The following is a 13499-nucleotide window of genomic DNA, read 5'->3' on the forward strand; positions in this document are numbered from 1 at the left end:
CAGGTCAGCCCAGCCTTTCGGAGAGTGCTTGCAGGAGTTCGTCTTCGGAGAGTTCGTCGAATCCGTCGTCGGGTTCGTTCGTGTCGAGGTCGGCGGTCTCCGGGAGGGTGGCCGCGAGGTGGTCGGTCAGGGCGTCGACGGTGGGGTGATCGAAGACCACCGATGTCGGCAACAGTTCGCCGAGGGATTCCGAGAGCGCTCGCTGCAGGGTGACGCTCATCAGGGAATCCATCCCGAACTGGAAGAACCCGGCGCTGCGGTCGAGTTCGGCGGGTGAGGTGAATCCCATGACCTTGGCGACGAGATCGGCCACCCGGTCGGCGAGCAGTGCCAGCCGTACCGACGGGTCGGCGTCTCGCAGTTCCCGGCGGAATGCGGTGTCGCCCTCGGTGATGTCACCCCCGTCGGTGCCGTCGCCGGCGGCGGGCATCACCTCGTCGATGATGTGCAGTGCGGCGCGGGTGCGGTAGGCGGCGCCCAGCAGCGCCCAGTCGGCGTCGACCACGATTGCCCGCGCCGGGGTTCGGGGTCCGGTGACCGACGTCAGGGCGTCGATGGCGATGCGATCGTCCATCGGTATCAATCCGGACTCCGCGGTGACCTGTCGTTCGGCCGAATCCTGGTGATCGGCAAGTGATTTCCACAGCCCCCAGTTGACGGTGGTTGCCGGCAGACCCGCGGTCCGGCGGGCGTGCACGAAGGCGTCGAGGAATGTGGTGGTGGCGGCGTAGTGGGCGAGCCACCGGGACCCGAGCAGGCCCGAGATCGACGAGAACACCACGAATCGGGACACCGGGGAGGTCAGCGTCATTCGGTGCAGGACGGCCAGGGCGTCGAGTTTCGGACCGAACATGGCTGCCACGTCTTCGTCGGTCATGTCGGTGAGGGTCACCGGACCACCACCGAAGGCGGCGAGGTGGACTCCGTCCAGCGCAGGGAGATCGGTGCCGAATCGGGCGAACAACGCTGCCATGGCGGCCTCGTCGGTTGCGTCCGCGGCGACCACCACCACCCGACACCCGCGGTCGCCGAGGTCGGCGACGAGCGAATCGAGACGTGTCCCCGGAGTGCGTGAGACGGCGATGACGGTGTGCGCCCCGCGGTCGGCGAGGTGAGCGATCAGGTGGGGGCCGATGTGCCCGGTGGCGCCGACAACCAGATGTGTTTGTCCGGTGATCGGTTCTCCCCCGACGTCGTCAGGCGATCTCACGCCCGCACGCAGTCGCGGGACGTGACGCGTGCCGGCCCGGTAGACCACTTGATCCTCGTGGTCGTCGGCGCCGATCTCGTCGAGCAGATAGCGTGCGACCACGCCACCGGGGACCGAGGAGTCCACATCGATGACCCCACCCCAGATCTCCGGATGTTCCAGCGCCAGAGTGCGTCCCAGTCCCCACAGTGCGGCGTGTGCGGGGACGGCATGATCGCCGTCGGCCAGTGGTGCACCGTTGCGGGTGATCATGTGCAGTCGCGGTCGGGTGCCACCCGCCACGGCAGCGGCGACGAGGCGACGCGCCACCGAGAACAGCCGATACGCCGGTTGCGCGGCAAACGGATCCGCCTGAGCGGCCGGGGCGAACACCACACGGTCGGCACCGGAGATGTTCCGACTCAGCATGTGAGAATCGTCGGTATCGGGGGCGATGGCGTCGAGGGCCAACTCGGTGATCTGCGAGCCAGCGGGCAGCGCGGCGCGCAGGACGGCGAACGACCCCGAATCGAGACCGTCGCCCACGATGACCCAGTGCTGCGGGTCCTCGATGGTCGAGGTGTGGGTGCCCGGCGCGGGCATCGCCGGCCAGGCGAGGTGATGCCACCATGCTCCGGGGACGCGTCCCTCGACCGGAAACGACGGCGACCCGGCCGCGGGTCCCGACGACACGTCCGCTCGGGTGGGTGTGGGCAGCCAGAACGGGGTGTGCCGCCACGGCATGCGTGGTAGTACCGGATGCGGTTCGGCCGGATGCGGCGTCGACGGAACACCTTGGGCGGCTGCGTGATACGCGCGGTGGAACGACACGGTGTCGTCGCGGTCGCGGTGCAGTGTCGCGAGGACCTCGGCGTGCTCGACCCCCACCTCCTCCAGGCATTCGACGAGCGCCTGGCCCAGGATCGGGTGCGGGCTGATCTCGACGAAGGTCGCATGCTCGGCGGCACCACGGGCGACCGCCTGCGCCAGCTGAACCGGCATCCGTAGGTTGTCGGCCCAGTAGTCGGCGTCGACCACCGGAGCGGCGGAATCCGCGGAAGCCGGGTGCACGGTGGACAGGAACGGTATCCGAGCGGGCCGCGGAGTCAGGTCGGCCAATGCCGAACGCAGCGGTCCCAGAAGCGGATCCATCAGTGCGGTGTGTGAGGCGACCGTCATGGCGACCCTGCGGGCGAACACGCCGTCGGCGAGGACCTCGGCGAGGACTGCGTCGACGGCCTCGGGCGGACCGGCCACCACCGTCTGCCGAGGCGCGAGGCGACCGGCGATCTCGACGCCCGGATGGGCGGCCAACCGGGCGGTGACCTCGTCACCGGACAGGCGCAGGACCGCGACACCGCCGGCCGGGGCCGCCGACATCAACCGCGAGCGGATACCGATCACCGCGAGTCCCTCGGCGACGGTGAGCATTCCGGCGACGACCGCGGCGCTCACCTCCCCCATCGATTGCCCGATCACCGCGTCGGGATGCATACCGTGATGTGCCCAGAGCCTGGTCAGCGCCACCTGCAGGCCCATCAGGACCGGTTGCACCTCGGCATCACCGCGTAGATCACGGCGCTCGGTCACAGCGTTGCGCAGTGAGAAGCCGACGTGGTCGAGGAAGTCGCCCTCCATCTCGTTGACAGCGTCGGCGAAGGCGGGTTCGTCGGCCAGCAGCACGGCGGCCATCCCGGCCCATTGCGATCCCTGGCCGGAATAGACGAACACGGTTCCCGGTGTGCGCGCGGCGTTCTCCCGTGGCGGGGTCACCCCGAGGGCGCCGTCCGCATCCGCCGTGCCGGCGCCGGCGAGGGCATGCAGGCCGGCGATCGCGCCCGCCCGATCGCGGGCGGTGACGGTGGCGGTCACCGGCAACACGGCCCGGTGATGATTCAGGGTGTGGGCGATGTCGGGCACCGGGATCCCGGCACCGTCGGCGGTCATCCAGTCCGCGATCGTCCCCGCGAGGTCGGCCACCCGCTCGGTACTGCGGCCGGAGAGGACCAGGGTGCTCACCGCCGGGGTGAACGTGTCCGCGGGCGCCGGATCGCGGTGAACAACGGGTGCCTGTTCGACGACGATGTGGGCATTGGTGCCGCCGAAACCGAAGGACGATACGCCCGCTCGTCGTGGTCGTCCGGTGGCCGGCCATGCTCGCTTCGAGTCGACGACCTGCAGCCGCAGCTGCTCGAACGGTATGTGGGGATTGGGCTCTCGCTGATGCAGGGTGGCCGGTATGGTGCCGCGCGAACACGCCAGGACCGTCTTGATGAAACCTGCGATCCCGGCCGCTGCCTCGAGGTGGCCCAGATTGGTCTTGACCGCGCCGAGCAGCAGCGGTGCGTCGGCCGGGCGACCACGGCCGAGCACCGTGCCCAGCGCGCGCGCCTCGATCGGGTCACCGAGCAGGGTGCCCGTCCCGTGGGTCTCGACGTAGTCGATCTCGCGCACGCCGATCCCCGCGCGGGTGTAGGCGGTGCGCAGCACTTCCATCTGCGCGGCGGGATTCGGGGCGAACAGTCCGTTGGAATGGCCGTCCTGGTTCACCGCGGTACCGCGGATGACGGCAAGGACCCGGTCACCGGCGGTGAGCGCGTCGTCGAGACGTTTGAGGATGACCGCGCCTGCGCCCTCACCGCGCACGAAGCCGTCGGCGGCGGCGTCGAAGGCATGACACGCACCGGTCGGCGACAGTGCACCCGACTGATCGAAACCGGCGAACACCGCCGGCGTCAGCAGCAGGTTCACCCCGCCCGCGATGGCAACGTCGGCTTCACCGGACCGCAGGCTCTGGGTCGCCAGGTGAATCGCCACCAACGACGACGAACACGCCGTGTCGATGGTCAGCGACGGGCCACGCACGTCGAGGACATAGGACAGCCGGTTGGCGATGATGCTCAGTGCCGCACCGAGATTGCTCCACGCGTCGATCGTCGGCAGGTCGGTGGACGCGAGGTACCCGTATTCGCCGGCGCACGCGCCGACGAAGACCCCGGTCGGCGACCGGCGCAGGGATTCGGGTCGAATCCCGGCGTGTTCGAGGGCTTCCCAGACGACCTCGAGCATCAGACGCTGCTGCGGATCCATCTTGGCTGCCTCGCGGGCGGTGATCTCGAAGAAGTCGGCGTCGAAGCCCTCGACGTCGTCGAGGAAGGAGCCGTGGCGGGTGGTCGAGGCGAGTGCGGTGGCGACCTCGGGACGACCGTCGTCGAAACGGTCCCACCGGCCCTGCGGGACGGTGGTGACGGCATCACCGTCGGTGCAGAGGAACTGCCAGTACTCGTCCGCACTGTTGATCCCGCCGGGGAATCGGCATCCGATGCCGACCACCGCGATCGGGCCGTCGTCGGCCGACGAGCGTCCCGCCGACGCCGCCTGCGGCTCGACGTGATCCCCGAGACACAGGTGGGTCACCAGCGCGTCGATCGTCGGATGCTCCCAGAACTCGACGGGCGAGACCTGCCTGCCGAGGAACTCGGTGAGTTCACCGGAGATCATCACCGAGTCCCGGGAACCGAGCCCGAGATCGGCCAGCGCCACCGTGGGATCGATGTCGGTCGCCGGGCGATCGACGAGGGCGGCCAGCCGCGTGGTCAACCATTCGCGCAGAACGGGTTCGAGGTCGTCGGCGCTCATTGGAGACCGTGCTCCGCACCCAGCGGGGACGGCGTGGACTCGGCGTCGGCGAAGAGATCGTCGAGCAGGCCGCCGGAATCGTCGGCGGGCAGTTGCGCGGCGGGCTCGTCGTCACCGGCGATCCGGGTGGCGAGGTAGTCGGCCAGCGCGTCGATGGTCGGGTGATTCCACAGCATCGTCGCCGAGAGTTCGAGTCCGGCCAGTTTCTCGGCATCCCGGCGGATCGACATGGCCATCAGCGAGTTGAGGCCGAACTCGGCGAAGGGGACGTCGGTGAGCAGGTCGGCCTCCGACATCCGCAGTTCCCGGGCCAGGATCGTTCGCAAGCCGTCGCGCAATCCGGCGAGGAGGTCGGGCCTGGCCATCTGCGACCACGCCGGCCGGCCGGTGCTGCCGGCGCCGGAGTCCTCGGCGTTCGGTGCGGACGGTGGTGGCGGGAGGACGACTGCATGCGCCACACCGGATTCGGAGATCAGGTCCCAGGCGTGCAGTGCCTCGGCCGGGGTGACCGGTCGGGAGCCGCGGCGGGCGAGTTCGGCGGCGACGATGTCGGCGTCGACCGCGAAACCCAGTCCCTGCCAGGCGACCCAGTCGATCGTCAGCGCCGGGGTACCGGTATGGCGGCGCAGGCGGGCCAACGCGTCGAGGTAGGCGTTGGCCGCGGCGTAGCCACCCTGACCGGCGATGCCGAAATGCACACCGGCGCTACCGGTCATCTCGAAGAAGTCCAGGGTGTCACCGAAGGTCTCGTGGAGGACCTGCGCCCCGGCGATCTTGGGTCGCATGACGGTGGTCAGTGCGACGTCGTCGGTCTCGGCGAGCAACCTGTTCTCGGTGACCCCGGCCGCGTGTACGACACCGCGGACGGGTGCGGCGCCCTCGTCGTCGCGACGGGTGAGGAAGGCCTGCACAGCTGCCCGGTCGGCGACGTCGAGCGCGACGACCGCCACGGTGACGCCCCGACTCTCGAGGTCGCGCACGGTGTCGATGCGATCGCGGAGGATCGGGTCGAGATCGGCTCGGTCCCAGTCGCGTCGGGACGGCAGACCGGTGCGGCCGACCAGGATGAGGCGGCGCGCACCGTGATCGACGAGCCGTCCGGCGATCACGCGGCCGAGTGCCCCGAGCCCCCCGGTGACGAGGTAGGCGGCGTCCGGGCGGCAGCGTAGCGCAGCCCCGCCGCGCGACGGCGAATCCGCTGTGTCGTCACGGGTCTCGGTGTTCTCGGTGTTCTTGGGAGTCTCGGTGTCCTCGAGGGGCTCGAGGCTCGGGCGGAGCAGCCGCCCGTCGCGCAGGGCGGCGATACCGGCCGGCGGCCGGCCGAGCCGTTCGGCGATCAACGGTGCCACGGTCGCCGGATCGGCACCTGAGGCCAGATCGATCAGTCCGCCCCAGGCGTCGGGATGTTCCTCGGCCATCACCGTGGCCAACCCCCACAGCGCGCTCTGCGGCAGATCTGCGGGCGAGTTCGGTTCGCGCACACCGCGGGTCACGATCCACAGGGTCTGCGGGGTCGCGGTCCGTGCCATCCGCGCGATGAGGGCGGTGACCTCCGAGCTCATCGCCGCCGCGGCCGCGGCATGATCGAGACCGGCCGTGGTGGCGGGAGCGACGTAGATGACGTGGCGGGCATCCTCGGCCCGATCCCGGCACACCACTCCCGCACCCATGAGGGCCGTCGCGAGGGCGTGCGCGTCGCCGAGCACCGTCACTGCGTCGTTCGGTGTGTTCGTCACCGCCGGGGCCGCGTCGGTCCCGGTGTCCTCGCGCCACACCACGGTGCGGATCAGCGACCGCGGATCGGCCTCGGCCACAGGGGCTTCGGCCACACCGGGTTCGGCGTCGACCGGGGTGAAGCGCAGGCCGCGGACCAGGAGGGCGTCGTCGGCGTCCTCTGTGGATCCGACGATGTCGACGACGAGGTCGGCGTCGTCGGAGACCACCCGGATGTCGAGGACGGCGCGGTTGCCGCGCAGGGTCGCCGGCAGGAGCACCGAATCGATCCGGGCGGGAACCATCAGGTCGCGGGTCGACTCATCGACGAGACGGGCGACGTGGGCCGCCGCGTCGAGCATCGAGGCAGGCGAGGGATCGGGTAACCCGATATCGGCGAGCATCCGGCCGCTGCCACGCGCGATGCGTGCGACCTCCCAGTCGAAGGGCTGCCCCTGCACACCCCATTCGGCGAGGAGATCGGCGGTCGAGGAGGTCGGCGTCATCGCCACCAGATCGGCGGTGTCGATCGTCCGGGAACCGTTGTCGGGGTGGGGGCTTGGGCGCCGGCCCGGCAGGACCGAGGAGGTCGGTCGCGCGGTGACGTGGCGGACCCAGCGCGAGGTGTCGTCGTCGGTGATCGCCGAGGACGCGATGGACACCGAGCCGGCGTCGGCGACAACGTGGATGCGCCGTGGCCGGTCCACGGCGATCGGATAGGTGAAGTCGATGTCGGTCAGCGCGTCGGCGCCGAGGTGCGCGGCGGCGCCGCCGAGGGTGGCCACCAGAACCGAGACGGGGACCACCTCAAGACCGTGCAGCAGGTGATGTCCCGGGTACGGCATGGCGTCGGGGGTGAGGTCGGCGCGCCAGAGGTGGGTGGTGTCGGCGACCGCGATGTGCTCGCCGAGCAGGGTGCCCGGTCGTGGCGCGAATCCGGCGCTCGCCACAGGTGACCGCCGGCCGTGGGCCCGGGTGGCGAACCAGTGCCGGCAGTGATGCCACGGCGTCGTCGGCAGTTGCGGATGCGGTCCGGACGGATGTGCCGGGATGTGACGGCGATCGGTGCGTGCGAGGTTCAGATGGGTGTGGAAGGTCGTGAGCTCATCCGCATCACGCAGAAGCGTGGGGACGGCGTGATGATGGATGTCGGAGAGGGTCTCATCGATCGCGTGGGTCAGCAACGGGTGCGGGCTGACCTCCACGAACACTCCGTGGTCGGCGCCCGCCCGGGCCACCGCCGGTGCGAACCGGACCGGATTGCGCAGATTCGCACACCAGTAGTCGGCGTCGAAGGTGGGTTCTCCGGTCTCGAGCGTGGTGCTGAGCAGTGGGAGATGCGGACGACGTGGGCTCAGATCGGCCAGTGCCGCACGCAGATCGGGCAGCACGGGGTCGATGATCGGGTGGTGGGAGGCGACGTCGACCTCGACGCGCCGGGCGAGACGATCCTGCGCCGCGACCCGTGCGACGACGGCGTCGACCTGTTCCGGCGGGCCGGCGATGACGCATTGCCTCGGTGAGGCCAGCACGGCGACCGTCACGCCGGCGAAACCCGCGACCAGTTCGTGGGCGGAGGTGGCGTCGAGTTCGATGAGTGCCATGGCGCCCTGTCCGGCGAGCCGCCGCATGAGGCGCGATCGCGTGGCGATGACCTTCAGGCCGTCGGCCACGCTGAGCGCACCGGCGACGACGGCCGCTGCCGCCTCACCCATTGAGTGGCCGATGACGGCGTCGGGAACGATGCCGTGAGCACGCCACAACCGTGTCAGGGCGAGTTGGAGGCCGGTGAGGACCGGCTGGATGCGGTCGATCCCGGTGACCGGCGCACCGGAGCGGATGACGTCAATGAGAGAGAAGCCGACCTGCTCGCGGAAGTCCGGTTCGATCTCCTCGAGCGCGTCGGCGAAGGCCGGGTCACGGGCGAGCAGACCACGCGCCATCCCGACCCACTGGGATCCCTGACCGGAATAGACGAACACCGTTCCGGGACGACACGGCTGCTCGTGGGCGGCGACGACGCCGGGCGCGCTCGCGCCGTCGGCCAGTGCCCGCAATCCGGTGATCGCCGCAGCATGATCGGTCGCGACGACGGTTGCGAAGGTGCGCGCGCGGTCACGGTGGTGATCGAGACCGTGGGCGACCTCGGCGAGCGACATCGCGGCACCGTCCGCGTCGAGCCAGTCGGCGAGAGCGCCGGCCGTGGTCGCGATGCGCTCGCGAGATCTGCCGGCCACGACCAGGGTCGCGACCGTGGGCTTCGGCGATCGGCCGGCACCGTCCACGCTCGCGGCCACCGGTCGGGTGAGGGTTTCGGGCTCCGGCGCCTGCTCGAGGACGAGATGGGCATTGGTACCGCCGAAACCGAAGGCCGACACCCCGCCGCGACGGGGTCTGCCCGTCGCGGGCCACGGCGTCGTCTCGGCCACCACCTGAAGGCGCAGGTTGTCGAAGTCGATATGCGGATTCGGATCTGAGAAGCCCGGAGTCGCCGGGAGGCAACCCTTCTCGAGGGCCAAGGCGACCTTCACGAAACCGGCGATGCCGGCCGCGGCCTCGAGGTGACCGAGATTCGATTTCACCGCGCCGATCAACAGGGGGTCGTCGGCGGGACGTCCGCGACCGGCGACCGCGCCGAGAGCCCGCGCCTCGATGGGATCTCCGAGCAGGGTGCCGGTGCCGTGCGCCTCGACGTAATCCACCTCGCGCGCCGCGATGGCCGCGGAGGTGTAGGCGGCCCGCAGCACGGCCATCTGCGCCGACGGATTGGGCGCCATCAGCCCGTTGGAGTGACCGTCGGAGTTGATCGCACTCCCCCGCACCACCGCGAGGACGTGGTCGCCGTCGCGGCGGGCGTCGGCAAGACGTTTGAGTACCACGACGCCGCATCCCTCGGAGCGGACGTAGCCGTCGGCGGCGGCGTCGAACGAGTGGCACCGCCCGCTCGGCGACATGGCGTCGTTGCGGTCGAAGCTGCGCGTGATCGCCGGGGAGAGCATGACATTCACACCCGCGGCGAGCGCCGTCGACGACTCACCCGATCGCAGACTCGCCACCGCGAGGTGGATCGCGACCAGCGACGACGAACATGCGGTGTCGACGGTGATCGACGGACCACGCAGGTCGTAGTGATAGGACACGCGATTGGCGATGACCGACAGGGCACCGCCGGTTCCCGACCAGTTGTCGACGTCGGCGAGGTCGGCGGTGGCCAGGAAGCCGTACTCCCCCGCGCATGCCCCGACGAACACCCCGGTCTGACTGTGCCGCAACGATTCCGCGGGGATTCCGGCGTCCTCCAGCGCCTCGTGCGAGACCTCCAGCAGCAGTCGCTGCTGCGGATCCATCTTGTCGGCCTCGCTCGGCGAGATGTCGAAGAACTCCGCGTCGAAGGCATCGATGTCGTCGAGGTAGCCGCCCCAGGTGGTGGTGCGAGCCAGGGCCGCTTCGGTCTCGGCGGTGCCGTCGGCAAACGACTCCCATCGTTGCGGATCGACGTGGCCGATCGCATCGCCCTCGGCGAGCAGGAAGTCCCAATACCGTTGCGGGCCACTGATGCCGCCGGGAAACCGGCAGCCCACGCCGACGACCGCGATCAGGTCATCGGCGCCGGTGCGCGTGTCGGTATCGGGGTTCGGTCCTGCCGAGACGGATTCGGTGGCCGCCGACCCGGCCTCGGGGTCGAGCGCGAAGCGCGCCAGCGCCGCGACGCTCGGATGTTCCCAGAGGTCGACCGGGGACACCGGCCGGCCGAGGTGTTCGGCGAGTTCGCCGGCGAGGACCACCGCGTCGCGGGACCCGACGCCGAGATCGTGGAAGGGGGTGTCGACGTCGATCCCTTCGGGATCGCAGCCCATCAGGACGAGCCGGTCGACGAGCCAGTCACGCAGTTGCCCCTCGGCACGATCCCCGGGGATCCGATCGGGACGATACTCTGACGTCACCGGTGGCCGTCCAGGCGGGCGAATCCGCCGGTCCGGTAGGTCTCGCCGGCGGTGGCACGCCGGGTCTTGCCGCTGGTGGTGATCGGAATCGAGCCGGGCGCGACGAAGACCACGTCGGCCACACGCACTCCGTGTCGACCGGAGATCGTCGCGGTCACCGTGGCTCGCAACTCGTCGAGGTCGACCGGCTCTCCGCGGTCCTTCACCTCGGCGATCACGACCAGTTCCTCGGCGTGCGCACCGGGTACCGACACCGCAGCCACCCGACCCCGGGTCAGCTCGGTGACCGTGCCCTCGATGTCGTCGGGATAATGATTGCGGCCGTCGATGATGAGCAGATCCTTGATACGACCGGTGATGAACAGCTCGCCTTCCGAGATGACACCGAGATCGCCGGTGCGCAACCATGGTCCGGCCGGGGTGTCCGAATGCGGATTCTCGATCCAGCCGCCGAACGTCGCCTCGGTGCGTTCGGGGTTGCGCCAGTACCCCGCGGGCACGTTCTCGCCGTGTACCCAGATCTCGCCGACGCGATCGGCGGGATTCTCCTCGCGGGTGTCGGGGTCGACGATGCGGTAGGTCACCGAACGCTGGGGCCCGTGACTCATCAACACCGCGCCGTCCTGCCCCTCGCCGCAGCGCATCGCGTAGCCCTTCGCCAGCTTCTCGAAGTCGAACCGCACGCCGACCGCCGGAGTGCCCGGAACCAGCGCGGAGACGTACAGCGTTGCCTCGGCCAAGCCGTATGCGGGCCGGACGATGTTCTCCGGCAGGCCATCCGGGGTGAAACGATCGACGAATCGACGCACCGTGGCATCGTGGACGCGCTCGGCGCCGCACATGAATCCGGTCACCTGGGTGAGGTCGAGACCGGCCAGGTCGTCGGCGGAAGTCCGGCGTGCGGCGAGTTCGTAGGCGAAGTTCGGTGCCGAGGTGAACGACTTGGGATGACTAGCCATCACCTGAATCCAGCGGGACGGCTTCTGCAGGAACGCCATCGGACTGATGTCGACGGTGTGCAGGCCGGCCATCACGCCGCCGCAGATCCCCAGGAGCAATCCCATGTCGTGGTAGAACGGCAGCCAGGACACGAGCGTCGAGTCACGATCGGGCCAGCCGCCGTGATGGGCGAACATGTCGGAGATGAGCTGGTCGAGGTTGATGACCACGTTCTTGTGCGAAACCATCACGCCCCGTGGCGAACTCGTCGATCCCGAGGTGTACTGCAATACGGCGGTTCGATCCCGGCCGACGCGACCGCCGCTCTCGGCCACAGGTGAGTGATAGTCGAGGGCGTCGATCTCCACGACCGCAGGCGTGGCACCGGGCACACTCTGGGTGTAGGGCAGGATCTCGTCGATGACCGTCGTGGTCGCGAAGACCACCGAGGGAGTGCAGTCGGCCAACGCCGAGCTGATGCGCTCGTCATGGTGGGCTCCGAACATCGGAACCGACAGCGGCACAACGATGAAACCCGCTTCCAGCGCGCCGAGGAAGGCGACGATGTAGTCGAGGCTCTGCGGACTCAGGATTGCTGCCCGGTCTCCGGGTGCGCCGTGCCGGCCGAGCTCGGCGGCGACCACGCGCACGCGGTCGTAGAGCTCCGCCCAGTTCAGTGTCTCGGAAAAACCCGCCGGATCGACGTCGTAATCGATGAAGGTGAATGCTGCAGCATCGGGCTGGTCAGCTGCGCGTGCGCGCAGAATCCCAGGGATGGTGTCCTGCAGCGAGGGTCGTGCTCTCCCTCGGCTGTTCACTGCTGTCCGTCACTTTCCCCCCCGACGGCGAAATGTGTGTCCGTATGCGCGATGTGGCGGCCACAAACCACCGCAGGGTGCATCGCAACGATGTCTGTCGAGCCTCCCCTCCCAAGGAAGCGTTTCGAGCGAGTGCTCGCGTCGAACAGACGGTTTCACACGACGCGTGAAGTGTTCACGCTGTCGTGATCGTCGTTCAATCACAGCAACTCTCTCGTGTGCCGACGATACATGCACAGTCTGTGAAGAACGGTGTCCAACGGCCTCCCACACGACTTTACTGCCAGGTGTCACAGTGGGATTGAGGGAAACCCAGCCGAATCCGACGTCGCCGGTCCGATTCATACCTTTGCGCCGAATTCACGCCGGGAATTGGCCGGATCCGCGAAATTCACGGAAAGTCGACAGCGATTCTCCAGGAATGAATTCGCATTGTTTCTGAATTCAAATGGTCATGAAATTCGGCGAGGAATGTCGAGGTGAATTCGTGACGCAATGACGGGTGCGGGTCACCCGGTCGTGCAGGGGGCGGCTTCAGCCCTTGGTGACCGACAGGCGGTGCTCGATGTCGGCGACCACGTCGGCGAGGTGCTCGGACAGATAGAAGTGGTGGCCGGGAAACTCACGCATGGTGAATTCGGCCGAGGTCCGCTGCGCCCACGGAGCAACCTTCTCCGCGGTGGCGACCTCGTCGTTGTCGGCGTGATAGGCATGAATGGGACACGCGAGCGTCACCTCCGGCGGGCACTCGTAGGCCGTGATCGCCTTGAATCCGCGCAGGGTCGGCAGAATCCGCGAAGAGAATGCCTCGTCCTGCAGCATTGCGGGGTCGAGTCCGGTCATCTGTGCGACCGCGTCGAGGAGACCACGATCGGACTCCGGGATGTACTCGTACCCACTGCGACCGGGTGCCGCGCAGGCGGAGACGAACAGCGCCTCGATCTGCACCCCGCGCTGTTCGAGGCGGCGAGCGGTCTCGAAGGCGACCAGGGCACCCATGGAATGGCCGAAGAATGCCACACGCGCGTCCGAGCCGAACGCCGGCAGTTTGCTCAGCACGGTGTCGGCGAGGGCGTCGATACCGGTGAACGCGGCCAGATCCTGGCTTCCGTTCTTGCCGGGGTACTGGACCGCCACCCGACCCATGTCGGAAGTGAAGGTCCGCGCGAAGGGCACGTAGAAGGCCGCGGAGCCACCTGCGTGCGGGAAGATGTACAGCGTTGGCGCGGTCACGCCGCATACGATAGCGCCCCGGAC

4 protein-coding genes are annotated in these 13499 nt (G+C 69.1%); all 4 read right to left on the minus strand.

The window, feature by feature from the left end; translation table 11 throughout:
- Nucleotides 1-4: 4 nt before the first annotated feature.
- Nucleotides 5-4828, minus strand: a complete 4824-nt coding sequence (locus QNM97_RS10995; protein WP_283822752.1) for an SDR family NAD(P)-dependent oxidoreductase — start codon at nucleotides 4826-4828, stop codon at nucleotides 5-7.
- Nucleotides 4825-10485: a type I polyketide synthase gene (locus QNM97_RS11000; protein WP_283822753.1), complete on the minus strand. Its 5661-nt coding sequence runs from the start codon at nucleotides 10483-10485 to the stop codon at nucleotides 4825-4827. The genes QNM97_RS10995 and QNM97_RS11000 overlap by 4 nt, the downstream gene beginning before the upstream one ends.
- A complete protein-coding gene (locus QNM97_RS11005) occupies nucleotides 10482-12242 on the minus strand; it encodes a fatty-acid--AMP ligase (protein ID WP_283822754.1) in 1761 nt (586 codons plus the stop codon). Before QNM97_RS11005 ends, QNM97_RS11000 begins: the two co-directional genes overlap by 4 nt.
- A gap of 534 nt (nucleotides 12243-12776) precedes the next feature.
- Nucleotides 12777-13475 carry a thioesterase II family protein gene (locus QNM97_RS11010; protein ID WP_283822755.1) on the minus strand — a complete coding sequence of 233 codons (699 nt, stop codon included), beginning with the start codon at nucleotides 13473-13475 and terminating at the stop codon, nucleotides 12777-12779.
- Nucleotides 13476-13499: the final 24 nt, after the last annotated feature.

It is taken from the genome of Gordonia sp. L191 (assembly GCF_030077625.1).
Classification (GTDB): Bacteria; Actinomycetota; Actinomycetes; order Mycobacteriales; family Mycobacteriaceae; genus Gordonia; species Gordonia polyisoprenivorans_A.

Bases quoted from the DNA above. Each gene is read 5' to 3' on its own strand.
- QNM97_RS10995 (WP_283822752.1), bottom strand. From the start codon at position 4,828: ATGAGCGCCGACGACCTCGAACCCGTTCTGCGCGAATGGTTGACCACG.